Origin of the sequence: Aeromonas veronii (genome assembly GCF_040215105.1) — a bacterium.
Taxonomy (GTDB): Bacteria; Pseudomonadota; Gammaproteobacteria; order Enterobacterales; family Aeromonadaceae; genus Aeromonas; species Aeromonas veronii_G.
Genome location: NZ_CP157875.1, coordinates 3,832,762 through 3,857,754 on the forward strand (window position 1 = coordinate 3,832,762; position 24,993 = coordinate 3,857,754).

Consider the following 24,993-nt stretch of genomic DNA (forward strand, 5'->3'; position numbering starts at 1 on the left):
CGCCCCCTCTCTCCCGAGATCAATCCTTTTTGGCTGACGCTCCCCATATGGGGCCTTTCATTTATTTGTAACAAAAATGTAAATAAAATGACCCCTGTGCCCGCCATAACAGTCACGTTCCACCGTGCCGCGACCAAAAAGGACTTAGATAATGCACCTGCTCCCCCGATACACCGCCCTGATCTTCGCCGCTTCCCTGCCATTGCAGGCCTTGGCCGATACCGATGTCTACCTCACCAACAACGGCCCCGAGCCCCTGCAACTGGAGATCCGCCAGAGCGGCAGCGGCCAGTTGCAGCAAGGCAGCCAGTGGACGCAGCATCGAACCGAGCTCGGCCCCTGGGAGAGCGCCATGGTGCTCAGCTTCAATCGCTACGAGGGAGTGAAAGCGGGCAAGGACTACTTGTTCGAGACCCGCGTCACCACCGCCAGCGGTGACACCTATCGCCTCAACCAGCGAATGGAGGGCACCTGGTGGAACACCACGCTGCAACACGGCGGCGAAACTCCCACCGGCGCCTCCGGCTGGCAGAGCGATCGCGCCATCCATCGCCTCGCGGGGCCGCAGGAGCTGGCCTTCGCCGCCAAGTTCACCGGCCGCTACGACGATCTGCACTATATGCTGACCCCGCCCAAGCAGGTGGAACAACCCGAGCCGGCGGAAAACGCGCTGAAGGTCGCCAGCTACAACGTCTGGGCCCTGCCGGTCATCGCCTCCAGCATCGGCGAGCGGCTGGCCCTGCTACCCGACCATCTCAAGGGTTACGACGCCCTGCTGCTGCAGGAGGTATTTGACGGCCGCCGCGAAGGCTTCCTGCAGGCGCTCGCCAGGGAATACCCCTATCAGACCAGGGTGCTCGACAAGCCGGGGGTCAACATCCACGACGGCGGCGTGGTGATCGTCAGCCGCTACCCCATAGTGCGCGAAGCCCAGCTGGTCTATCCCCAGTGCACCGGTACCGACTGCTTCGCCGACAAGGGGGTGATGTACGCCGAGGTGATCAAGGGGGGCAAGGCCTGGCACCTGTTCGCCACCCACACCGCCAGCTTCGACACCGACGAGGCGCGCAGGCTGCGCCAGATCCAGTTCGGGCAAATTCGCGCCCTGGCCACCAGCCTCGCGATCCCGGCCACGGATACCGTCATCTACGGCGGCGACTTCAACGTCAACAAGCGCAAGTTCGCCGATGACTACGCCAATATGCTGGCCAATCTCAATGCCCATGAACCCGCCTACGGCGGCTATACCGAGGCGACTTTCGACCCCAGACTCAATCCTTACGCCGGTGGCCCCCTCTCCGGTGGCGCCAACGTCGAGTACCTGGACTATCTGGTGGTGAGCCGGGAGTACGGCGCCGTGAGTCATAACCTCAACAGCGTCTGGATCCCGCGCACCAGCGACGGCAGCCTCTGGCCCGCCAGCAACCTTTCGGATCACTTCCCGGTCAAGGGGGAAATTGTCCGATGAAACGGCGCTACTGGGTTCTGGCCCTGGCCACAGTACCTATGGTGGTGCTCAATCTCGTCTGGCAGGAGGCGCCGACGGCCTCAGCGGGTACCGAGGCCAGTCAGAGCAGTCTCCGCCCGCAGCCGGTGCTGTCAGCGCCCTCCAGGCCCATCTCGACAGATGCGCCATCGTCTGTGGTCACCAGCAACCAGACGCTCGCCCAGGCACCAGCCCCCAGCTGGCGGGCCCTGCCAGAGGAGGCCGAGGACCAGCTCGCCCGTGACATCCAGGAGAGCGACCAGCCGCTGGACGCGCGGCTGGAGAATCTGAAAAGCGTGGAGGCGCAGTGGCTGGAGGAGGGAGAGAGCCTGACCTTATTGCAGGGCCGCTATGCCCAGGCGCTGGAGCAGTTGGCCAGCGAGAGCGAGCAGATGACCCTGAGCGAGCGCCTGGCCGCCCTGACCCGACTGCAGGACGACTGGGCGGCGCAGTACCCAGATTTGGCTTCCGAGCTGTTCAACCCGGACGCCCGATTGCTGCAGGCGCGCCAACTGTGGGGGGATGAGGAGCTGGAGACTGTTAGCCGTCACTTCCTGCCCGCCGAGCGGGTCGAGGCCAGTCTCGACTTTGCCAGGGCGCACCAGCAGCAGCTGGATCAGCGCGGCCGCTATCAGCAGCAGCTGGCCGAATTGGAGCAGCAGTTGGCGGCAAGCCAGGGAAGCATGGATTCAGCGCACTGGCAGCAGCACAGGGAGGCGGTACTCGGTCAGTGGCGACGGGACTTCTTCGCCCAGGAGCAGACCCGCCCCTGATATCAGAGGCTTCGACCCCTACACATAGAAAAAGGGCCCGCATTCGGGCCCTTTGCTTGTCACTCGACGCTATCAGGCCAGGGGATAGCTGGCATCCAGTCCATTTTCACAGCGCCAGTTGGCCCACAGCTTGCCATCCGTGCCCATCTGCAGGGTGGCGAAGTTGCGGGTGCGCAGGTAGACGGGCGCCCCGAACGGCTTGAGGAGTTCGGTGCGGATCAGCCGGCTCTCGTCCAGGTACTCGGGGTTGTCGTTGGTCATGGCCAGGATCCCCATCCACTGGAACTGGGTGGGGCACGGGTGGACGATGCCGGAGGAGACCAGCTGATGCAGGTTCAGCACCCCCTCCCGCTTGTCCTGAACGACCCCGAGGCACCCCACGTGCACGTCCCCGGACAGGATCAGGGTCTTGGGCTCCAGGCTGGTATTTTTGTCCGCCCTGGCGTTCTTGCGCCGCAGCCGGGCATTGTCCAGCAACCGCATGATGAGGCGGGCCCGCTCCCCTTCATGGGCCTTGGCGCGCCAGTGATCCTTGAGATCATCGGTCAGCTCCTCCTCCCAGGGAGTGGCGTCCAGCGCCGCTTCACTGAAGGAGAAATCCCGATAGACCACGGGCACCCCCGTCATCACCAGCAGATCCCCGCTGGTGCAGCCCGCCAGCGCCTCGTTGATCTGATCCCACTGGGCCCGGCTCATCACCTGGGTCAGGGTGCGGGTGGCCCGGTTGTCCAGCGCCAGGATCTGGTAGCCTCGGAAGCCGAGCCGCCAGGAGTGATGGCCCAGACTCTTGTCCAGCAACGCCGCATTGGCGCCGGTGCGCAGTTGGAACAAGCGGAAATATTTGGCGGCGGCAGCATAGATGGCCTGATAGACCTCGCAGCGCTGCAGATCCTCCGGGTAGCTGCCCCAGCCATCGAAGATGTCGTGATCGTCCCACATCATGGCGCTCGGCACCCGGGAGAGCATGAAGGCCACCTCGAGACGCCCCCACTGCTTGCAGTAGAGCTCGCAATAGAAGCGATCCAGCTGATCCACCATGGTCTGGGTCGCCTTGCGTTTGACCTTCTCCGCCCTGTCCAGCTCGTTCCAGGCTTTCAGGGTCGGCACGCTCGTCCAGAGGGAGTCCGCATAGACCTGATCTCCCCCCATCAGCAGCAGGGAGAAGGGATGTGTCTTGTGTTCGGCGGCGAGCTTGTCCCACATGGCGTAGGGTGCCGGGGTGGAGGTGAGCAGTTTGAAATCGGAAAAACCGTTGCAGGAGGCGTAACCTATCAGCACACTCTCCTTCTTTCCTGGCATATAAAACTGCCATTTATCGTATCCACCGAGACCTCGTGCTGGCTGGTCATCCAGCAATATCTCGTAGTCGATGACAGTGCCTGCCTTCTTGGGACTCGCCTGCCAGACGAATCGCCAGAAGCCCCCTTTCGGGGTGTCCGCCTGCTTGCTGGCGGCCAGCACCTCGCCGTTGATCCTCACGGCCGCGCGCTTGCAGCTGGCCTGCGCCAGAAAACAGATGCTGTATTGGGTCTCTGATTCGAGCCCCAGCAAGGGCCCCATTACCAGACTGCTCATTCGTCATCCCTCCATGGTGAAACCCATGGAGCATAGCGAAGCGAGCGCTATTTGATACTGACCAGTTGGGCAAACGGCAAGGGGGGCCCCCTGGCTGCGACAGATTACGCCTTGCCCTTGAATTGCTTGACGCTGCGCTTTACCTGAGTGCGTCTGTTGGCCTGCTTGTCCCGGGGTGGGCGCTTGCCCTCGCCGCTACCGGGCTGATCCGTCACCGGGAAACCGGGCAATGCCAGCAGCGCCAGCTCCCGCCCGGTCAGGGTGCGGATGGCGGCCAGCGGTTCGGTCTCGCCATGGCATACCAGAGAGATAGCCAGCCCGGCGTGCCCCGCCCGTGCAGTGCGGCCGACACGATGCACATAGACGGGGGCACTGACGGGCAAGTCCAGGTTGATCACCACGGGCAAGGCCTCCACATGGATGCCGCGGGCCATCAGATCCGTAGCCACCAGCACCCGCACCCTGCCGGCCTTGAAATCGGCGAGCACCTGCTCACGGACCCCTTGTTCCTTATCCCCGTGCAGCGCCGCCACCGCGACACCCGCCTTGATGAGCTTGCGGGCCACCCCGTCTGCGGAGTCGCGAGCACTGATGAACACCAGTACCTGGGGCCAGGCATGCTCTTTCAAGAGAGCGACAAGGGCGGGCACTTTGCTGCTCTTGTTCACCAGATAGAGCCGCTCCTCGATATCCTCCGCCACGCCGTTGAGCGGATCCGTTTCTATACGTCGGGGGGCCCGCAGCAAGCCGCTCACCAGACTCTCCAGCTCGGCCGGCAGAGTGGCGGAGAAGAGCAGGGTCTGGCGGGCATCGGGCATGGCGCTGAGTATCACCTGGATATCGGGCCAGAATCCCATCTCCAGCAGGCGATCTCCCTCATCCAGCACCAGCATGTGCAGTGCATCCAGCACCAGAACCTGCTGGCTCAGCAGATCCCGCAATCGGCCCGGTGTCGCCACCAGCAGCTGGGGCCCCAATGCCAGCTCACTCATCTGCTGCTCCTGCGCCACCCCGCCGCACAGGGTCACGATTCGCAGCCCCAGGGCATCGGCCCCCGTCTTCAGCGCCTCGCTCACCTGGGTCGCCAGTTCCCGGGTCGGCACCAGCACCACCCCTTGCACCCGGGACGAGGTGGCATCCAGTCGCTGCAACAGGGGGAGTCCGAACGCCAGGGTCTTGCCACTGCCGGTACGGGCCAGTGCCAGCAGGTCCTCTCCCGCCAATACCGCCGGAATCGCCCGTTGCTGTATGGGCGTCGGTCTTTGCAGGGTGGCAGGCAGGCTAGCCAGCAAGGCGGGATGCAGTTCGAGTTCGCAGAAGGTCATGACGTTACATGGATGAAGAAGTGGGAGGCGAAGTCTAGCCAGCGATCCCACGCCAGTGCAACAACCATGGACAATGCCGGCTCCCTGTGGTGTTCTTTTTATCAATCTGTCCGGGTGGCCATCGGCCCCCTCATTCAGGAGTACAGCTAGATGGACACAGCTTATCCCCGCACTCTCGTTGCCGCCCTGTTGACCCTTGGCCTGGCCGCCCCCTTCTCTTCCCAGACCGAGGCCTGCGGCTACGACATGCTGGTTGGTGACCCCTTCGCCATGGCCTGGCCTGGCTCACTGGATGTGGCCATCGCGACCGCCAATGCCATCTCCTCCAACCGGATCTCCCCCATTCCTGCGATGGCGGGAGGGGAAGGCTTCGTGCGAGCCCAGCAGTGGCTGCTGCAGCTCAAAGACAACCTGCAGCGGGCCGATCAGCCAGGGGGCTTTTTCATCCTGCTGGTGGATTCGGGGCTCTGGTCGAAGATGAGGGGCAAGGAGGTCTTGCTGCTGCAACTGCACAGTCCAGCCCCCACAGCGCAGGATAGGGTGGTCATGATCAGCGAGGCCGGGCTCAATGCCCTGCTCTCCAGGCAGATAACGGTCGAGCAGGCGCAACAGCTCGGCGTCCTCACCCTGCCGCAGGATCCGGATCAGCAGCTCGGCCAACACCTGCACCGGGCGCTCGCCCAGACCGATCCAGCCCTTCAGCAGAGCTGATAACAAAACGGCCCACTCAAAGCGGGCCGTTCTCTTTCAAACCTGTCGTGACAGGCTCTTCGCATCCGATCAGGCCAGTGCGGCCAGGGCTGCGGCGTAGTTCGGCTCATCGGCCACTTCGGCCACCAGCTCGCTGTGCAGAACCTTGTTGTCGGCATCCAGCACCACGATGGCACGGGCAGCCAGGCCTACCAGCGGACCGGAGGAGAAGGCCACACCGTAGTCCTGCAGGAAGGAGACACCGCGCAGGGTGGAGAGGTTTACTACCTTGTCCAGACCTTCGGCGCCACAGAAACGGGCCTGGGCGAACGGCAGATCGGCGGAGATGCACAGCACCACGGCGTTGTTCAGGGAGCTGGCCTGCTCGTTGAACTTGCGCACTGACGTGGCGCAGGTCGGGGTGTCCACGCTCGGGAAGATGTTCAGGATCTTGCGCTGACCGGCGAAGTTTTCCAGGGTCACATCGGACAGATCCTTGGCAACCAGGGAGAAGGGCTTGGCCTGCTCGCCGGCAACGGGGAAGTGACCGGAGACGGAGACAGGGTTGCCTTGCAGGGTGACGGTATTGCTCATGTTATGTCCTTGATGATTGATTGAGGATCCGGGCTCCCAGTATAGGCCCAGCGGGCAGAGACAAACACCCGACAAGATAAGGGATATCATGGCTTCGGATCCACACGCAGGATGCGCACCGAACCGTCCCGATGAACGGCGATGACAGGGGCTTGACCTTGGACTAAACACCAAGGTTTACACTCCCCTCAGTCATCCAGGATCCCGCATCGGCGGGACCCCTTCCACGAGGAACGCGATATGAGCAAATCCTGCTGCGGCACTCACCCGGTTGCCGCCCCGATCAAGGCCATCAGGGCCAGCACCACAGAGCACCACCACGACAGCCACTGCTGCGACAACGCGGCGCCTGTGACGACCTGCAGTGCCAGCCAGCCCCATGAGCATCAGGATCATGGCGTCGGCGACCCTCCCGGGGATGAAGAGCCCCCCAGAGGTGGCTGTGCCGACCAGGACTGTTGCACGCCCCCCTCACCCGGGATATCGGCCCATGCCCATGATCACACGGCTCACACCGAAGAGGATGAAGAGCCCGCCCCCCTTGGCGAACCGGCACAAGATGCCAGCCGCCATAGCTGGCAGGTACTGGGAATGGATTGCCCGAGCTGCGCCCGCAAGATAGAGACCGCCGTCGGCCGGGTGGCCGGTGTGCAGCAGGCCCGCGTGCTGTTCGCCACCGAAAAGCTGGTGGTGGATCTCGCCCCCGGCCTCTCCCCCGATCCCGTGACCGCCGCCGTGCGGCAAGCCGGCTTTCAGCTCAAGGGGACAGTCCAGGGCAAGACGGCCGATCAACCCTCTGCCAGCCCGCTGATGACGCTGCTCGGCAAGTACTGGCAGCCCCTCTCGCTGGCGACCCTGATGCTGGTCGCCGCCCTGCTGCCGGATAGCGTCGGCAAGCCGCTGTTTGTCCTGGCCACCCTGTGGGGGCTCTGGCCTGTGACCCGCAAGTCTTGGGCCCTGACCAGGAGCGGCTCGCCCTTCGCCATCGAGACCCTGATGACGGTCGCCGCCGTCGGCGCTCTCTTCCTCGGTGAGACCGCCGAGGCGGCCATGGTCTTGCTGCTGTTCATGCTGGGGGAACACCTGGAGGCCTATGCCGCCGGTCGGGCCCGGGCCGGGGTCACCGCCCTGATGGCGCTGGTACCGGACAAGGCGCTGCGCATCCGCAAGACCCCCGAAGGCGAGCTGCGTGAAGAGGTGGCGGCCGACGAATTGCGCCCCGGCGACCTCATCGAGATAGCCCCCGGTGCCCGGCTGCCTGCCGATGCCCGCCTGCTCGACGCCCTCGGCGCCTTCGACGAGAGCGCCCTGACCGGCGAGTCCATTCCGGTGGAACGCAAACAAGGGGACAAGGTGCCCGCCGGCAGCCTGGCGGCGGACAGGGTACTGCGCTTGGAAGTCGTCTCCGAACCCGGCAACAACGCCATCGACCGCATTCTGCACCTGATTGAAGAAGCCGAGAGCCAGCGCGCGCCCATCGAGCGCTTCATCGATCGCTTCAGCCGCTGGTATACCCCGGCCATGATGCTGGTCGCCCTGCTGGTGGTGCTGGTGCCACCCCTCTTCTTCGGCCAGAGCTGGGATGAGTGGATCTACCGCGGGTTGGCGCTCTTGCTCATCGGCTGCCCCTGCGCCTTGGTGATCTCCACCCCGGCGGCGGTCACTTCCGCCCTGGCGGCCGCCACCCGGCAGGGCGCCCTCATCAAGGGAGGCGCGGCGCTGGAGCGGCTCGCCCACGTCGATACCGTCGCCTTTGACAAGACTGGCACCCTGACCCTGGGCAAGCCACAACTCACAGAGCTGATCAGTCTGGATGGCAAACCCGAGTCCGAGTGGCTGGCGCTGGCCGCCGCCATCGAGCAGGGCTCCCACCACCCGCTGGCACGGGCCGTGGTGGCCGCCGCGAACGAACAGGGGCTAACCCTGTCTACCGCCACAGACCTTCGTGCCCTGCCCGGCATGGGGGTGGAGGGGCGCATCGATGGCCTGCTCTGGCAACTGCTGGCCCCAAGCCGGGTTGCAGCACTGACCGAGGAGACGGGCGCCAGAATTGCCACGCTCGAACAACAGGGCAAGACAGTCGTTCTGCTCTGCCAGGAGGGGGCCGCACCAGTCGCTCTGCTGGCCCTGCGCGACCAGATCCGGCCAGACGCCGCTGCGGCACTGCAAGAACTGCACAGCCTGGGGCTGCAGAGCATCATGCTGACCGGGGACAATCCCAGAGCCGCCGAGGCCATCGCCACCGAGCTCGGCATGGGCTGGCGTGCTGGCCTGCTGCCGGAAGGCAAGGTGGAGGAAATTGGCAAGCTGACCCAATCGCAGAAGATCGCCATGATAGGGGATGGCGTCAACGATGCCCCCGCCATGAAGCGAGCCAGCATCGGCATCGCCATGGGGGGCGGCACCGACGTGGCGCTGGAAACCGCGGATGCGGCCCTGACCCACAACCAGCTCGGTGGCCTTGCCGCCATGATCCGGCTGTCACGGGCCGCGCTCGCCAATATCCACCAAAACATTGCGCTGGCGCTGGGCCTCAAGGCCATCTTCCTGGTCACCAGTCTGCTGGGCATCACCGGTCTGTGGATAGCCGTGCTGGCCGATACCGGTGCCACTGCTCTGGTCACCGCCAACGCCCTGCGCCTGCTGCGCAAGCGCTGATCATGACGGCTAGATCTAACCAGTGATCCCTCACTGGCTAGGTCAGCCGCAACAAAAAGCCGCAACCTTGGGTTGCGGCTTTTTGTTGCGGGCGGTGAGACGTAGTCAAAAAAATCAAGGCGCGGCTGATGATGGCAGTCCGCGCCTTGTGCTTACGCTCTCGGCTTATCCCACCCTTGGCGAGGTGGAATTCAACCCATGACTGCCGAGTCAGCCATGGGCTCGATGGGTTGGCTTACCTGGGGCTGCACTCCTGAATAATGACGGTGCCTACTTCACCGGATGCCTTGCTGGGATCGACCTTGATGAGGAAGCTCCACAGACCGCTGTCCAGCGTGACACTGTTGTTACCCATGCCACCATCCCCGTGTTGCAGCGGATAGGATTGTTCAGCGCTCAGCGGGAGCAGCTTGCCGCCCGCATCCTGCACGTAGAACTGCTTGCTCCAGTTGCCATCGTCGTTGGCAAACTTGAACTCGAAACTGCCTGCATAGTTGAACGCCGCCTGATAGATGGCCAGGTTGCCATCCATCCCCTTATAGTTCAGCTGGTAGGCGGCCTGGGCATTCCAGTTGCTCAGGCTGCCGCGCACATAGAGCGGGAAGCCGAGCGGATTGCCTGACACCGTGTCCAGCACCTTGCAGGCTTGCACCGGCTCGGTGTAGCTGACGCTCAGGCTGGGCTTTTCCTTGTTCATGGCGGTAAACACGAACTTGTAGGTTCCGGCCTTGTCGACGTTGAACGGCAGATCTCCGCCATTGGCGCAGAGCACGCTGACCTGGCCTGCCGCCAGCTGATCGGAATCACTGCATTTGCCGTAGTTGATTGGCCCGCCCCAGTCGCTACCGGCGATCTTCACCTGAGTCGACCCCAGCTGATCGGCCGTCACTTCGGTGGTGAACTCATAAGTAAAGTTGCCACTGAAGTTCATCTGGTTGACCGGATCCCACTGGTTCAGGAAGCCGCGTACGAAGACTCCGGTGTCACCAAACGGGGGGATGGTACTCAGATCCGTCTTCTTGCCCACCGGCAGGCCTGTGCCCTGGGCACCGCTCTGCGGCTTGACGAAGACGGCGGCAGACCAGGCACCCAGGGTCAGCTCACCACCACTGACCGAGGCTCCACTGGCGATGCTGTCAGTGCCGCGATGGGCGCTGCTCAACACCATGCCGGAAAGATCGATGGGCTGATCGTTGCCGTCACGGAAGTCGCCGATGCTCTGGGAGGCGTTGCTGGCGTTGATCATCACCACCAGGCCGTCGATGGTCGGATCCAGATCCGCACCGGCGCCGGTGCCGTCATCCACGCTCATCACGATAAGACCCGGGAGCTGGTCAGGACCGGTGTTGCGAAAATCGACCCGCTTGATCACCTCGGCACCGCTGCCAAGACGCAGCAGACGGGAAGATTGGCGCAGTTCCGCCAGCTCCTGATAGAAGCCCTGCATCTCGGCAATCTGATCCGGCGTCGGCTTGCTGTGCTGGCCGAGTACCTGCTCGATCAGGCCATAGTTGGCCTCATCCTTGTCCTTGCGTGGCAGACCCTTGTCGAAGTTGTTGTCCCCAAGGGTGTAATCGACCCGGTTGTACCAGTCACCGGAATCGTAGCTGTCCCGCTCCATGGACTTGGAGCGCAGCAACTCGCTACCAGCGTGGGTGAAGGGGATCCCCTGCCCCAGCATGGCGGTCGCGAGCGATACCCCCTGCATCCGCACCAGATCGGCACCGGCCGGCGCCTTGTAGACCAGATTGTCGAACAGGGTCTGGTTGTCATGCTTGGAGACATAGTTCTGGATTTCGGTCGGATCCTGGGCATAGCCCGCCGCCTGGCCGTTGTAGTCGATGTCAGAACCCTTCTTCGGAATGCCGTCCTTGTCGGTCAGAACGAACTCCTTGAGGTTCCCCGCCATGCCGAGGCGCACCAGATCGGACTGGTGCAGGGCGGTGGCGAGATCGACACCGTCCACCTCGTTGGGATCGATGAAGGCCCCATTGCCGAAGCCCTGGGTCTTGCGGATCCCCTCGCCGCCATCAAAGGGGCTGCCGCCACGCACCGCATCCCGCAGCCGATCGGAGAAGGAACCGATGCCGGTGCCGCCGAGATGCTTCTGGGTCGCCTGCACGAAGCGCTTGTCGTTCTCCACCTCGCCGAAGTTCCAGCCCTCCCCGTAGAAGTACATCTCCGGGTTGACCTTCTTCACCTCTGCCAGGGCCTGTACGATTTGATCTCTCGGGTGATGCCCCATCAGATCGAAGCGGAAGGCATCTATCTTGTAGTCCCGTGCCCAGGTCACCAGGGAGTCGTCGATGAGCTTGGCAAACATGGCGTGTTCCGGCGCCGTGTTGGAGCAGCAGGTGGAGTTTTCCACCGAGCCGGTCTCCGGGTTCAGACGCTGGTAATACCAGGGCACTATCTTGTCGAGCACGGACTTCGAACTCAGCCCCGCCTCGTTGGTGTGGTTGTAGACCACGTCCATCACCACGTTCATGCCGATGTTCTGCTTGATGGCCTGCACCATCTCGCGGAACTCCTTGATCCGCACTGTCCCCTCCGCATCGGTGGCATAGGAGCCTTCCGGGGTGGTGTAGTGGTAGGGGTCATAACCCCAGTTGAAGGAGTCCACCCCGCGCAGATAGCCATACAGCTCCTGCACCACCGGGTTTTCCTTGCTATCCGTGGTCTGCAGATCCTCCAGCACGGACGCTATGGTCTGGCCGCCACCACAGTGGCTGGCGAACTTGGAGTTCTTGACCTCGGGATTGACCTCGCACAGCTTGCTGAAGTCGTCGCTGATGTTGGCGACCTTGGCCGGATCCTCGTCGATGGTGGCGATGTCGAACACCGGCAGCAGGTGCAGGTGGCTGACGCCGCTCTTGGCCAGGGATTTCAGGTGCTTGACCGGCACGCTGTCGCCATCGGTCAGCCCGAGGAACTTGCCCCTGTGCTCGGCCGGGGTGGATTCATCATTGCCGGTCAGATCCCGGACGTGGGCCTCGTAGATGACGATGTCGGCCGGATTGGCCTGGCTGTGGGGGGCTTTCAGGCTATCCCAGCCCTCGGGCTTGAGGGCCGGATCGTCGAGATCCACCACCTGGCTGAACTCGGAGTTCATGGCGAGGCTCAGGGAGTAGGGGTCGGTCACCTGATAGGATTCCAGCTTGCGGTTGAGGGGGTGATAAACCTCGATGGCGTAGCGGTAATACTTGCCGACAAGATCGCTGCCCCCCTGCTGGCTCCAGCTGCCGCTCGCCTCATCCAGGGTCATGGCCCGCTCGCCGAGGGGCTGGTGGTGCTCATCAAACAGCGCCAGCTTGACCGACTTGGCGGTCGGCGCCCACAGCCGGAAGGTGACGTTACCCCCCTCGACCATGGCGCCATAGCTGAGCTTGGCGGCGGCTTCGGCGTAGACGGCGTCGAGGGCGCCGGCGCTCTGCACCAGGGTCGCCCCCTGTAGCACACCGCTCGTGTCGGTGCCGATGGCCACCAGCTCCCCCTTGAGCAGGGGCTTGAGATCCGCAGCCGACGGCAGAGCAAAGGCGGCGGCATCCTTGAGGTGCGGGTACTTGGCCTGCTGCTCGGCAGTCAGGCTGGTGGGGGTCAGCTTGAGGTAGGGGAAGTCGAACACCCCTTCGCTGTTGGCGGTGATGGTACCGGACTCGGTGTAGTAGAGACGAACATGGGGTTTGTCCTTGCCCCCTTGCCAGATCAGGGTGTTGCCATCGATCAGGTGGGCACTGGCCCCGGCCACGCCGAAGGCGGCGGTGAAGGCCTCGGCACGGCTGCCGAAGATCTCGTTCTTGCCCGCGACAATGGCCACGGTGCGATCCGGGTGATCGCTGAACTCCACCTTCATGTCGGCACCGGTCAGGTTCGCCAGCTCACCGTTACGGGCGATGAAGTTGATGCAGCCTTCCATCTTGGATAGGGGCACCACCCAGGCGGGGCCGAAACTGTCCGCGGCCGACGCCGTCTTGCTGGCATCGTCCCAGCTCGCGTTCAAGCCGCCTTCGGCGGTGGCGTTACAGGCATCGTTGTTCCACAGGTGCAAACTATGACTGGCGAAGGGGCCGTCGATGCCGCGCGCCGCGCTGGTCTGGGTATCCACCAGGGCGATCACCGCTTCGTTGGGGCCCGCCACCAGCAGCTCGGCCGGTGGTTGCACATTGGGAAGACGAGCGACGGGCTCATCCTGAGGTGTGGGAGGAGTAGGGGACGAGGAGCCGTTGTCATTACAGCCAGACAAAAGCGCGAGCAGTGAGGCTGTTACCAGCGCCACTTTGGTCTTTTTCATATCCATTTTTTTATAATTCCCGCTGTAGTTAGTCTCGATATTCGAGTACCCGGTTGTGGCCGAGCGGTGCCATATTAATCAGCGGGCATTGCGGCAAATGTGAGCTGATGGGCAAAAAACCACTACCCTTTCAAGAAGATAACGTTTTCATAACGAAAGTTGGATCGATCTCACAGACCGACGGCATGAATTAATCCTATTGCCTGACCATCTACCCAGGTGTAGGTAGATTACCCTTCATTGACACTTGAAACAGGAAGGAAAAACGATGGCACGCATAGAAGAACAGGCGAAGCGGCTGGATGCGGATTATCTGGCCATCAGCCAGTTGTTCGACCAGTTTTGTCAGCAGGCGGGCAGCCTCGCCGAGCAGTATCACTTCTTCAATTGGCCGGATTACGAGGATACCCCTCCCCTGACGCGCGCCTTCACCCTGCTGGGGGAACCCCGGGAGCTGAAGTTGCATTGCCAGCCTGGCGAGCGGGGAACCCTCAACGGGGTTCTGCAGATCCTGGATGAGGAAGGTGAAATACACGCCAGCCTGGGGTACCACGCCGATGGTCAGCTGCTGCTGGAGTCAGGCCGCCTGCTGGACAACCCGCCGGCGCTGTTGCTCAAGCTGCTGCTCGGCACCGTCTGGCATAAGGCCCCCCAGGAAGGGGAGCACCAGTCCCACTGATCGGTTCTAGTGCGGGGTAACTTCGATGGTGAGATGCACCAGCTCCTCATGAATGGCGAGGCGCTCGCGGATCTCGCTCGCCGGCACAGGCTCAGCCATCGCCAGGGATAGCACCCCCGCATACTCCCCCTGCCCGACCCGCCATACGTGCAGGTCACGGATCTCGGCGCCGGGCAGCTCGGCAATCACCTCCCGGATCTCCGCCACCACGGGGGCATCCATCTCCGCATCCAGCAACACCAGCCCGGTATCACGCAGCAGCCCCTTGGCCCACACCGCCACCAGCACGGCCCCCACTATCCCCATCAGGGGATCCAGCCAGTCGGCCCCCCACAGCATGCCCCCCACCAGCGCCAGTATGGCCAGCACCGAGGTCAGGGCATCCGCCAGCACGTGGATATAAGCGGCGCGCAGGTTCAAGTCCTGATGGCCGTGGTGATCCCCATGATGATGATCGTGGCCGTGATGATGGCTGTGGTCGTGGCCATGGTGGTGGCCGTGATCGTCCTTGAGCAACCAGGCACAGGCGAGGTTCACCAGCAGGCCCAGCAGGGCGATACCGATGGCCTGCTGATAGTGAATGGGGCTGGGATCCAGCAGACGAGCCACCGACTCGAACAACATCAGCCCGGCTACCCCCACCAGCAGCAGTGCACTGGTGAAACCGCCCAGCACCTCGATCTTCCAGGTACCAAAGCTGAATCTGTGATCGCGGGCATAGTGGCGGGCGGCGCGATAGGCCAGCACGGAGAGGCCAAGCGCCAGGGCGTGGGAGCTCATGTGCCAGCCATCGGCCAGCAGGGCCATGGAGTTGAAGATCCAGCCGCCGCCTATCTCCGCCACCATCATGACGACGGTGAGCAGCACGGCCCAGCGGGTCTTCTGTTCGGCCAACGGATTACCCTGATAGACCACGGGTTGGCAGCAATGCATGGGGGCGGCGGATGACATGAATTTCTCCTGCAAGGTGGAATGCAATATACTATACCCCAGTATAGTTTTAATGTGCGAGAGGATCCCATGTCACACACGGTACATAACAAGAAGAAACTGCTGGCGCGGGTCAGACGCATCAAGGGACAGACAGGGGCGCTGGAGAGCGCGCTGGAGCAGGAAAGCGACTGCGCCGCCATCCTGCAGCAGATCGCGGCCATCCGTGGCGCCGTCAACGGCCTGATGCTGGAGGTGCTGGAGGGGCACATGCGCGAACACCTGGGCGCCGCCGAGGCGACCCCGGCCGAGCGGCTGGAGGATCTGGACCAGGTGGTGCAGGTACTGCGTTCCTACCTGAAATAATCCATGGTCGGTGAGCCAGGCTTGCAAACGAACACCGGGTTCGGTCCGCCTTCCATGCAAAGGGGGCAAGAGTGGGGGTTCAGACTTGAGCCATCTCCGACTTTACGCCATGATGACCGCCGATCGTTGATCCCACACTCTGGATTCCAATTCGCAAGGACCCCCCATGTTTGAACACGTCGATGCCTATGCTGGCGACCCCATACTGACGCTAGTCGAGACCTTCCACAAAGATACCCGCGAGCAGAAGGTGAACCTGGGGATCGGCCTCTATTACGACGAGCAGGGCCGCATTCCGCTGCTGGCGTCGGTCCAGCAGGCCGAGGCCCAACGTGCCGCCACCCCGGCGCCGCGTCCCTATCAGCCCATGGAAGGGGCCGCCAACTACCGCACCGCCGTCCAGCACCTGCTGTTCGGGGCCGAGCATGCCGCGGTCAAGGCCGGTCGCATCGCCACCATCCAGACCATAGGCGGCTCCGGCGCCCTGAAGATCGGCGCCGATCTGCTCAAGCGCTACTTCCCGACCTCCGAGGTCTGGGTCAGCAATCCGACCTGGGACAACCACAAGGCCATGTTCGAGGGAGCTGGCATCAAGGTGCACGACTACCCCTACTACGATGCCACCACAGGCGGCGTCCTGTTCGACGCCATGCTGGCCTACCTGAGCCAGCTGCCGGCCAGGAGCATCGTGTTGCTGCACCCCTGCTGCCACAACCCGACCGGGGTGGATCTCTCCCGTGCCCAGTGGGATCAACTCATCACCCTGGTGGTGGAGAAGAACCTCATTCCCTTCATGGACATCGCCTATCAGGGCTTCGGTGACGGCCTGGAAGAAGACGCCTACGCCATCCGCGCCATGGTGGATGCCGGGGTCAGCTTCTTCGTCAGCAACTCCTTCTCCAAGAACCTCTCCTTCTACGGCGAGCGCTGCGGCGGCCTGTCCGTCATCTGCAAGGATGCCGAAGAAGCGGGTCGGGTACTGGGCCAGATGAAGGCGACCGTGCGTCGCAACTACTCCAGCCCCCCCACCCACGGTGGCCAAATCACCGCGGCCGTGATGAACGACGCCAGCCTGCACGCCCTCTGGGTTGGCGAAGTGACCGAGATGCGTACCCGCATCAAGGCCATGCGCCAGAAGCTGTTCGAAGTGCTGAGCGCCAAGGTGCCGGGCCGCGATTTCAGCTACTTCATCAACCAGCGCGGCATGTTCAGCTACACCGGCTTCACGCCGGAGCAGGTGGATCGCCTGCGGGAAGAGTTCGCCGTCTACCTGGTGCGCTCGGGCCGCATGTGCGTGGCCGGCCTCAACAGCCGCAACGTGGACTACGTGGCCGACGCCATGGCCGCCGTGCTCAAGGGCTAAGCCCCCAGCCCCGCCTCGGCGGGGCTTTTTGTTTCCATCCCCTTCCCCGGAGCCGCCATGGATCTGATCGCACTGTCTCGACTGGGGGGCCGCCACCTGCTCATTCTCATTTCCCCTCTGGAGCCACGATGGATCTGATCGCCCTCTCCCGTTTGGGAGGCCGTCATCTGGTGACCCTGCACCTGCTGCTGGACAGCCAGAGCGTCACCCGCACTGCCGAGCGCCTCTGCACGACCCCCTCCTCCGTCAGCAAGACCCTCAACCAGTTGCGGGAGCTGCTGGGGGATCAACTGCTCTACCGCCAGGGCAACCAGCTGCTGCTCACCCCGTTTGCCGAGCGGATCGGCCCCAGCCTGCACCGCTTGCTCAGGGAGCTTAATGGTCTCACCAGCCAGGAGGGCTTCAACCCTGTCAACTGGCAGGGTCAGCTGCACATCGCCCTGCGCGAGAGCGGCATGACCTGGCCCATGGGGCCCATCCTGGGTCGACTGATGAAGGAGGTGCCGGGGCTGGTGCCGGTCATCTGGAACAAGGAGGAGCAGGCGTTGACGGCGCTGGCGGCAGGCAAACTCGATTTCGTGATCCTGCCCCATGATCAGAGCCAGCCTCTGCCGAGCCAGGCCGGGCTGGTGTGGGAGCCCCTGCGGGAAGACAGGCTCACCTGTCTGCTGCGATCGGATCACCCGGCGCTCTCCCGGGAGTGGGATCTGGATGCTTACCTGAGCTGGCGTCACATCGCCATCCGCGACACCGAGCTCGCCAGCCCCTTCTTCGAGCAGAGCCTGGCCCAGTTGCAGGTGCGGCGCCAGATTGGCGCCACTCTGCCGGACTTTGGCAGTGCGGCGGCCCTGTTGCGCCAGAGCGATCTCATCCTCACCACCCTGGAGGGCTGGGCGAGGCAGGCCGACTTGCCGGGTCTGGTGAGCCGTCCGGTGCCGTTTGACTTTGGCGCTCTGACCCACAGCCTGGTGTGGTACGGCCCGACCGGGGAGGATCCCGCCCTGCGCTGGTTCCGCCAGCGGATCCTGCAACTGGGGCGAGGGCTCGGCCAGTCATGACACTCGGCCGGCTGGCTCAGGGCTTCTTGGTGTAGATGGGGCTCGGGAAGGAGGCGACGTTGTTGCCAAGATCCGTGATGCGGGCTGCCCCCTGCTTGCGCACCTGATCCACCCGCAGCACGTGGTGCATGGGGATCAGGGTGCGATTGACGTCGGCAAACTCGCTCTTGAGCTTCTCATGGCTGGGATCCACGATGAGCGCGGTGTGGTTGTCCCAGACAAAATTCGCGATCTCGATGAAGCCGAACAACTGCCCCTGATTGACCTCCCTGACATAGACCTCGTAACGCTCGTTGTGACAAATAAACTGCACCCGGTATAAGGCGTTGGCTTCGCTCATGGCTGTCTGTTGATGGTGGACGATTGACCCATTCTAGCGATCACCGGGCCCGGGCCCTATAGACGAAGTTCACAGTTGCGTCATATCGGGTCTCAACCTGCCTTACCTCTCCCTAACACTCAGATGTCATATGAGCGCGGGTAGGGAAACCGCTACAAAGCCCTTGTCAATCAGCGCTTTGGCCAGCCTCTCCAGCTCCTCTCTCGAGGCCTCCTGCCAGTCGAGCGCCTCCCCGCGCACGCCGTGGTGGCGAAAGCCGTTGAGGCGGATGGAGACTGGTCCCAGACTCTGCAAGAAGGCGCACAGACCCGCGTCCACCCCCCCCGCCCCGTCGAGAAAGTCGCTTCGGCCCGGCACATGGAGCAGCCGCAGCTCGGCCAGCTTGCCGCACCGTGCCAGCAGTTGCAGGGAGGCGAGCACCCGCTCGCGGTCGTACCCGGTCAGGGCGCGGTGTACCCCGTCCCGCCACCCCTTGAGATCCAGCATGGCGCCGTCCAGCACCGGCAACAGCCGCTGCCAGCCCGCGGGTGCCAGCGAGCCGTTGCTGTCCAGCAGACAATCCAGCCGGGCCAGCTCGGGATCGGCCTTGATCAGGGTGAAGAGAGCCACCACGAACGGCAGCTGGGTGCTGGCTTCACCGCCGGAGACGGTGACGCCGGTCAGCAACGAGGCATAACGGCGCAGCTGTGTCAGCACCTCGGCCACCGACATGACGCGGGTCTTGGGGCTAGCCTGGCGCGGGCAGAGATCGGTGCAGCGGTCACACTGGCTGCAGAGGTCGGCCTGCCAGCTCACCTTTCCCTCATCCAGCCGCAGAGCGCCGCTCGGGCAGGCGGGGACACAGTCGCCGCAGTGATCGCATCGCCCTATGGTGTGCGGATTGTGACAGCCGGGGCAGCGAAAGTTGCACCCCTGCAGGAAGATGACCAGACGATTACCCGGCCCATCCACGCAGGAGAAGGGTAAAATCCTGCTGACGATGGCGGTTCTCGCCAGCAAGCGGCTCCGGTCAGACCCCACCCAGGCTCGCCTCCAACCCCACCACCCGGGGAGCCCGTCTGCGGATGCCGGTCAGCTCGCTCGCCTCGGCGCCGAGGCAGGTGGTCTGCAAGCGGGAGCCCTCGTCCGCGAAGCGGGCCACATCGCTCTGGCGGATCATGTAACCGGTCACCCGCACCAGATCGCTGTCGGCCACGTTGGCGCTGAACTCGCGCATGCCGAGGGCGAAGGCCCCCTTGCAGAGCTGCAGCAGGGCCTGCGGGTTCTGGCGTATGGTGGGATCCAGGGTCAGGATCTCGCTGATCCCCGAGCCGTAATAGTCGTGATGGGGGGCCAGTGCCAGCACGTGACTGGCGGGATCCGGCTCCTCGCCGTAGGGGATCCGCACCCCAGGGGTCACCCCCCGGTCCACGCTCAGCCCCCCCTGGGCATGGAGCAGGGCCCGCCCGTTCCAGGCACGGGGCTGGGGGCGCTCGGTCACAAGCAGCGACAGCTGGGCCGAGATGCGGTAGCCGAGCTGATTCGCCCCCTCGTCGTGGCCGTAGCGCCCCGGCAACCCCTCTTTTTCCAGCAGCAGGTTCACCGCCTCCGCCATGCCATAGATCCCGAACATGGGCACGAAGCGATCCTCGTCGATCAGCCCCTCCTGCACCAGGAAGCTGTCGAAGAAGCCGGACGCGTCATGGAGGAAGCGGGTACGCGCCTCGATGAGCAGGGAAGCCTGTTCGCAGTAGTGGGGCAGCCAGCGGTGCATGAACGTTTCGATATCGGGGCTGCGCTCCGCCAACGCCTTGAGGGAGAGACGCACCAGAGTATTGGCGCCGCCCCCGAGCGGCAGTGCGTTGTAACAGCTGACGATGCCAAAACCGCGCTCATCGAACACTGACTTGTGCATGGGATAGTTGACGATATGGGGTTTTCCGCACAGGGCGATATTTTCTACCGCCTGCATCAGCAGGCTGTCCGGGGTCGCATCGGGATCCCGGAACAGACTGAGGTTCGGTGCCACCTGCTTGAGCTCGCCGTCGATGCGCAGGATCAGGCGGCAGAGACGGTTGTCATCCGGGCCGATATTGACGTGCATGAAGGCATCCGGCAGCACCCTGTCCAGATAGATCCAGAAGCGCCGCAACTTGCCATAGAGGGCCTCGTCGTCCAGTTCCCCGACAAACGGCAGCAGCAGCTGATCCAGCCGTCCCAGCCAGACCGGCATGCCGGTGACCGAAGGCACATGGTGGTAGAGGATGCGCAGGGCATCGAGAGCCTCGTCAAAATCCCGGGGGGGCGACAGCTCCAGCCAGGCCGAGCCCCGGCTCAGGAAACGCTGATAATCCGGCAGCACGTAGCGTGGCTTGTGAGGGGCATGGCCTTCGAACATGTCGCACAGCGCCCCCTCGGTCATGGCGGCCGTGACGGTAGTGGGCAGTGCGGGGTAAGGCAGGGCGTTCTCGGCGGCCAGGGCCAGGGCCTGGCGCTTCTGGGACGGAGAGAGCAAGGGATCGCAAACGATGCGCTGACAGGTGGCGGTGAGGGACATGGAAGGCTCCTTGACGGTGGAGGCTAAATCCTCACACTTGCAGGGCCTTATTTGAAGTGACATTCACAACAGAGCGGATATCCATAAACGACATCCGCTGTGCGGGATCACGGCTCAACCCAGCCAGGGCAGCAGGGTCAGCAAGCCCCCTTGCCAGCGCAGCAGGAAGAAGCCCCCCATGCCGACCACCACCACTACCAGGGTCGGCAGCCGCAGCAGGGTCAGCACCGTCACCAGCAGGGTGGCGGCGAGGTAATCGGGATCCCAGTCCAGCCCCTTGCCCGGCTCATAGCTGAAGACGATGGGCAGCCAGATGGCGGTCAGCACCGACTGGGCCGAGAAGCTCAGAAAAGCCCCCATCTCCGCACCGGGCTGATAGCGGGTCAGCCGGGAGAAGAAGGCGAAGCGGTTGAAGAAGGTGATCAGGGTCAGCAGCCCTATCATCAGCCAGGCCATGACTACCTCCTCATCCGGTGCAACACATAGCCCATCACCATGCCGGCCAGGGCCGAGACGATGATGTGGATCTCCGCCAGCAGCGGCTTGGTGACGAGGGCCGTCACGCCGCTCACCAGAGTCGCCGCCACCATGGGCAGGTTCTTCATGGCCGGGATCGTCATGGCGATGAAGGTCGCCGCGATGGCAAAGTCCAGCCCCATGTGATCCAGCCCTTCGATGTATTGACCGGCGGCGATGCCGAGCAGGGTCGCCACATTCCAGAACAGATAGAACACGAAGCCCGCGATCAGCGCATAGGCGTGGTTGAAGGCACCGCTGCGCTCCCTGTCCTTGAGCGCCACCGCGAACATCTCGTCGGTCAGAAAGAAGGCCAGGCTGGCACGCCAACGCAAGGGGAGCGAGAGCACATCACGGCGGAAGGTGAAGCCATACAGCAGGTGCTGGGAGGTGATGACGAAGGTGGAACCCACGATGGGCAAGAGCGGCGTGCCGGCGCCAAACAGCGTGGTGGCCGAAAGCTGGGCCGCCCCGGCGTAGACCAGCAGGGACATCAGCTGGGCCTGGATGGGGCTCAGCCCCACCTGCAGCGCCAGGGCGCCACACAGAATACCCCAGGGAATGACCGAAACGGACAACGGGAGAATATCGAGGGAGGCGCGCCACCAGAGCGCACCCGTGCTCTCGGCCCCGGACGGCTGGGGGCGAGCTTGCGAGATCATGAGGTCATCCTTGTCCTGTCAACGAGAACCGAAAAACCTATCACAGCGCGGGGGGAGATACCATGCCACCGTCGAGGCGGGTGAATGGGCAGAGCAGGAGACAGCCCGCCTCGCCGATACGGCGACGAGACGGGCAGGATCCATGGGGATCAGGGCTGGATGACGATGGGGGTGCCGGGCTCGATGGCGCCCCACACCTCGTCCAGATCGTGGTTCAGCATGGCGATGCAGCCGTTGGTCCAGTTGGACGGCTGCAGGCGGCGGTTGCCGATGTCGTTGCGCTGACCATGGATCATGATCATGCCACCCGGATTGACCCCTTTCTCGTTGGCCGCCTTGATGTCGTCCAGATTCGGGTAGTTGATGTGGATGGCCTTGTAGAAGCCGGAGTTGGTCTTCTTGTAGTCGAGGATGTAGCGCCCTTCCGGCGTACGCTGATCCCCTTCCTTCTGCTTGTGACCGATGGGCGCCGGGCCCAGGGCGATCCAGTAGCGTTTGACCTCTTTGCCATCCTTCATCAGGGTCAGGCTATAGCTCGACTTCTTGACCACCACCATGTCCGCAGACAGGCTGGCAAAACTCAATGCGGGCCACAGCCCCAGCAAACACAGCAATACGGCTCTCATTCCATCCCTCGACAAGCCTCTGGGGCTTTTTTGTTAGCACATCATCTGAATGTCGCCACGCCCTGACGGGGGCACTGTGGCAAGCGAGCGCCATGATATTGGATCGCCATCAATACTCAATATATCCAGAGAAACATATATGAGACCAGTCCGGCGGGCTCATGCCAGTGAGCATGCTTCCCCGGATGAATGCACAGCCAAAACAGAGAGATAGGCATTGGCTCACAAAAGGAAGACTCAAATAATCCCACTTCTTTATTGATACTTTCCTTCCCTTTCTTCTGGATATACCCTGACGCCGATCGTGTTCCAAGGAGACCCCATGCCCCCTCTTTCCTTCGTCGGCACCGGCCTGCTCGGCCTCTTGCTGGCCGTCCCCCTGAGTGCGGCTCCCCTACTGCTGCAAGGGGAACATCTGAGCTATCGCATCGATCCGGACACCCTCGCCATCTCGGTGGGCGACGTGCCGGTCAGCGCGGGACAGGTGGCTCGCCAGGTCAGCCATCTGCAGCAGGACGAGCAAGGCATACGCTGGCGCTGGCCCGCCCAGGAGACCCAGGTCGAGGTGGAACTGGACGGCCAGGATCTGCTGCTCACCCTCACCAGTGACGGTCCCCGCCAGCTCGCTTGGTACAGCCTGCCGAAGAACCAGACCCACCTATCCATGGCCTTTGGTGAGGGCAGCCGCTTTTCGGTGCGTGACAGCGACTGGCTCGGCTATATCGGCGACGAGCTGAGCGAGATCGACACCCATTATGACCTCAAGCTGCCGATGTGGAGCCAGGATGCGGGCAAGCAGACCTACAGCTGGATCCTGCAGAGCCCCTATGACAATCACCTCGCCTTCAGCCGCAAGGGGGGCAGGTTGCAACTCACCGCCAACCACGAGTTCAACCACTTCAACCGGGCTCCCCTGGTGGTGCGCCTGAGCGTCGGGGACGACTGGCTGGCGGGGGCGAGGCGCTATAGGGAATGGCTGCAGGCCGAGGGAGCCTGGCAATCCCTCGCCGACAAGTTCGGCCACATCCCGGCCGGGCGGCGCCTCATCGGTGCCAGCCATCTCTATCTGTGGGGGGATGCCCTGCTGGACAGGCAGGATGTGAAAGACTGGGCCGGCCTGCAGGCCAAGATCCTGAGCAAGCCGGAGTGGCTCAAGGCCTTTGGCAGTGAGGAGCAAGCCGCACTGGCTACGCCTGCCCCCCAGATCTGGCAACAGACCCAGATCATGGAAGGGCTCAACCGGCTGATCGCCCGCCAGTTGCCGCTCCCCGCCCAGCAAGGCCCTCTGCTGCAAGGCAAGGTGCTGACCTTGCGTCAGCAGTGGGCCAAGAGCCAGTTTGGCGATCAGCTGGTGCCCCAGGCACGCTGGGGCCAGGGGCTCTCCCTGCCGGTCATAGAGGCGCTGCAACAGGCGGGGCTGCGCAAGCTCTGGCTGGGTACCCCCCAATGGACCGCCGCCCTGCAGCAGGATCAGGCCATCGCCGCCGCCAAGCGACTGGGTTATCTGGTGGGCAGCTATGACTCCTATGACACCGCCATTCCCCCGGGTAGCAATGACAGCTGGCTCACCGCCCAACTGCCCACCGAACTCGGCAAGCGCTGCGCCATCATAGAGGCAGACGGCAAGCCCAGACCCGGCTTTGGCGGCGAAGGGGTCTATCTCAACCCCGGCTGCACCCTGTCATTTGCCAAGGAGCGCATGGGGGAGCTGGCCAAGGCCAGCGCCATCAACAGCCTGTTCCTCGACGTGGATGGCACCGCCATGGCCTCCAGCGACTACAGCCCGGCCCACCAGCAGGGCAGCGCAGCCATGATTGCCGCCCGCAACGCCCGCATGAGCTGGGTGGGGGATCGCCTCGGACTGGTGCTGGGCTCGGAGGATGGCAATGCCCTCACCAGCCAGCCGCTGATGTTTGCCCACGGCATCCAGAGCTGGGGATTTGGCTGGGAAGACGCCGCCATGCGCAAGCAGGCCAAGTCCCCCTACTACCTCGGCCAGTGGTGGCCGGACGAGGCGCCCCAGGTCTTCTTCCAGCCCGCCCGCCTCAAGCCCCGCTACCTCAAGACGGTGTTCAACCCGGCAGATAGGCTGCCCCTCTATCAGGCGGTCTTCCACGACTCGGTGATCAACAGCCACCACTGGCTGCTGGACAATCTCAAGTTCCCCGCCATCCGGGAGGAGCGGGCCCTGCTCGGCTTGCTCTACAACACCCCGCCTCTGGTCAACCTGAGCCGCAGCACCCTCAAGAGCCGTCTGCCGGAACTGGTCAAGCTGGATGCCCAGTTCGCCCCCCTGCACGAGGCGCTGTGGGACAAGGCATTGGTGGGCTTTCGCTGGCGTGACGGCGTGGGGCGGGTGCAGGAGACCCGCTTCTCCGACGGCAGCCGGCTGGTGGCGAACTTCGGCAAGGGCAGCATCCTGATCGATGGCCACAAGCTGCCGGGGCACCAGTTGCTGGTGGCCCTCAAGGACCAGCCCGTCCGTCTGTTGAAGATCTAGGCGGAGCCATCCCGAAACATCAGAC

At 63.6% G+C, this 24,993-nt stretch carries 20 protein-coding genes; 9 read left to right on the plus strand and 11 right to left on the minus strand.

Annotated elements, in window-relative coordinates:
* Window positions 1-151: 151 nt before the first annotated feature.
* Window positions 152-1,468, plus strand: a complete 1,317-nt coding sequence (locus tag ABNP46_RS17655; RefSeq protein ID WP_349919554.1) for a sphingomyelin phosphodiesterase — start codon at window positions 152-154, stop codon at window positions 1,466-1,468.
* Window positions 1,465-2,259 (plus strand): hypothetical protein, encoded by a 795-nt coding sequence (locus tag ABNP46_RS17660; RefSeq protein ID WP_349919556.1) that lies wholly within the window; start codon window positions 1,465-1,467, stop codon window positions 2,257-2,259. The genes ABNP46_RS17655 and ABNP46_RS17660 overlap by 4 nt, the downstream gene beginning before the upstream one ends.
* A 72-nt stretch (window positions 2,260-2,331) precedes the next feature.
* Here the strand turns inward: ABNP46_RS17660 and ABNP46_RS17665 are convergent, their stop codons facing one another.
* Window positions 2,332-3,834, minus strand: a complete 1,503-nt coding sequence (locus ABNP46_RS17665) for an alkaline phosphatase D family protein (protein ID WP_349919558.1) — start codon at window positions 3,832-3,834, stop codon at window positions 2,332-2,334.
* 104 nt (window positions 3,835-3,938) lie between these two features.
* Entirely contained in the window at window positions 3,939-5,159 is a 1,221-nt protein-coding gene (locus tag ABNP46_RS17670; RefSeq protein ID WP_349919559.1) for a DEAD/DEAH box helicase, read from the minus strand.
* A gap of 150 nt (window positions 5,160-5,309) precedes the next feature.
* On the opposite strand from ABNP46_RS17670, the gene ABNP46_RS17675 reads away from it, so the two are divergent.
* The gene (locus ABNP46_RS17675; RefSeq protein ID WP_349919561.1) at window positions 5,310-5,870 is read left to right on the plus strand and encodes a hypothetical protein; all 561 of its coding nucleotides are present in this window, start codon (window positions 5,310-5,312) and stop codon (window positions 5,868-5,870) included.
* A 69-nt stretch (window positions 5,871-5,939) separates the two neighbouring features.
* Here ABNP46_RS17675 and tpx read toward each other — a convergent pair whose 3' ends face one another.
* On the minus strand, window positions 5,940-6,443 hold the full coding sequence (gene tpx, locus ABNP46_RS17680; RefSeq protein WP_349919562.1) for a thiol peroxidase: 504 nt from the start codon (window positions 6,441-6,443) through the stop codon (window positions 5,940-5,942).
* A gap of 240 nt (window positions 6,444-6,683) precedes the next feature.
* Between tpx and ABNP46_RS17685 the strand changes: the two genes are divergently transcribed.
* Window positions 6,684-9,101 carry a zinc/cadmium/mercury/lead-transporting ATPase gene (locus ABNP46_RS17685; protein WP_349919563.1) on the plus strand — a complete coding sequence of 806 codons (2,418 nt, stop codon included), beginning with the start codon at window positions 6,684-6,686 and terminating at the stop codon, window positions 9,099-9,101.
* Between the two features lie 235 nt (window positions 9,102-9,336).
* Here ABNP46_RS17685 and pulA read toward each other — a convergent pair whose 3' ends face one another.
* Window positions 9,337-13,398 carry a pullulanase-type alpha-1,6-glucosidase gene (gene pulA, locus ABNP46_RS17690; protein ID WP_349919564.1) on the minus strand — a complete coding sequence of 1,354 codons (4,062 nt, stop codon included), beginning with the start codon at window positions 13,396-13,398 and terminating at the stop codon, window positions 9,337-9,339.
* Window positions 13,399-13,660: 262 nt separating this feature from the next.
* On the opposite strand from pulA, the gene ABNP46_RS17695 reads away from it, so the two are divergent.
* Window positions 13,661-14,071 carry a hypothetical protein gene (locus ABNP46_RS17695; protein WP_349919566.1) on the plus strand — a complete coding sequence of 137 codons (411 nt, stop codon included), beginning with the start codon at window positions 13,661-13,663 and terminating at the stop codon, window positions 14,069-14,071.
* 6 nt (window positions 14,072-14,077) lie between these two features.
* Here ABNP46_RS17695 and dmeF read toward each other — a convergent pair whose 3' ends face one another.
* A complete protein-coding gene (dmeF, locus tag ABNP46_RS17700) occupies window positions 14,078-15,022 on the minus strand; it encodes a CDF family Co(II)/Ni(II) efflux transporter DmeF (RefSeq protein ID WP_349919567.1) in 945 nt (314 codons plus the stop codon).
* A 69-nt stretch (window positions 15,023-15,091) separates the two neighbouring features.
* On the opposite strand from dmeF, the gene ABNP46_RS17705 reads away from it, so the two are divergent.
* From ABNP46_RS17705 to ABNP46_RS17715, 3 genes are all read left to right on the plus strand, one after another.
* On the plus strand, window positions 15,092-15,367 hold the full coding sequence (locus ABNP46_RS17705; protein WP_349919568.1) for a metal/formaldehyde-sensitive transcriptional repressor: 276 nt from the start codon (window positions 15,092-15,094) through the stop codon (window positions 15,365-15,367).
* 166 nt (window positions 15,368-15,533) lie between these two features.
* Window positions 15,534-16,730 (plus strand): amino acid aminotransferase, encoded by a 1,197-nt coding sequence (locus ABNP46_RS17710; protein WP_349919569.1) that lies wholly within the window; start codon window positions 15,534-15,536, stop codon window positions 16,728-16,730.
* Window positions 16,731-16,858: 128 nt separating this feature from the next.
* Window positions 16,859-17,788 (plus strand): LysR family transcriptional regulator, encoded by a 930-nt coding sequence (locus ABNP46_RS17715; protein WP_349919570.1) that lies wholly within the window; start codon window positions 16,859-16,861, stop codon window positions 17,786-17,788.
* Between the two features lie 16 nt (window positions 17,789-17,804).
* On the opposite strand, the gene ABNP46_RS17720 is transcribed toward ABNP46_RS17715, so the two are convergent.
* The 6 genes from ABNP46_RS17720 to ABNP46_RS17745 form a co-directional block, all read right to left on the minus strand.
* Window positions 17,805-18,128 carry a DUF1820 family protein gene (locus ABNP46_RS17720; RefSeq protein ID WP_349919572.1) on the minus strand — a complete coding sequence of 108 codons (324 nt, stop codon included), beginning with the start codon at window positions 18,126-18,128 and terminating at the stop codon, window positions 17,805-17,807.
* Window positions 18,129-18,254: 126 nt separating this feature from the next.
* Complete coding sequence (locus tag ABNP46_RS17725) at window positions 18,255-19,127, minus strand: YjjW family glycine radical enzyme activase (RefSeq protein ID WP_349919573.1); 873 nt, start codon at window positions 19,125-19,127, stop codon at window positions 18,255-18,257.
* A 10-nt stretch (window positions 19,128-19,137) separates the two neighbouring features.
* Window positions 19,138-20,664 (minus strand): YjjI family glycine radical enzyme, encoded by a 1,527-nt coding sequence (locus ABNP46_RS17730; RefSeq protein ID WP_349919574.1) that lies wholly within the window; start codon window positions 20,662-20,664, stop codon window positions 19,138-19,140.
* A gap of 114 nt (window positions 20,665-20,778) precedes the next feature.
* Window positions 20,779-21,120: an AzlD domain-containing protein gene (locus tag ABNP46_RS17735; protein WP_349919575.1), complete on the minus strand. Its 342-nt coding sequence runs from the start codon at window positions 21,118-21,120 to the stop codon at window positions 20,779-20,781.
* 2 nt (window positions 21,121-21,122) lie between these two features.
* On the minus strand, window positions 21,123-21,842 hold the full coding sequence (locus ABNP46_RS17740; RefSeq protein WP_349919576.1) for an AzlC family ABC transporter permease: 720 nt from the start codon (window positions 21,840-21,842) through the stop codon (window positions 21,123-21,125).
* A gap of 149 nt (window positions 21,843-21,991) precedes the next feature.
* Window positions 21,992-22,468: a L,D-transpeptidase family protein gene (locus ABNP46_RS17745; protein WP_349919577.1), complete on the minus strand. Its 477-nt coding sequence runs from the start codon at window positions 22,466-22,468 to the stop codon at window positions 21,992-21,994.
* A 322-nt stretch (window positions 22,469-22,790) separates the two neighbouring features.
* On the opposite strand from ABNP46_RS17745, the gene ABNP46_RS17750 reads away from it, so the two are divergent.
* Entirely contained in the window at window positions 22,791-24,968 is a 2,178-nt protein-coding gene (locus ABNP46_RS17750) for a glycoside hydrolase (RefSeq protein WP_349919578.1), read from the plus strand.
* Window positions 24,969-24,993 lie beyond the last annotated feature (25 nt).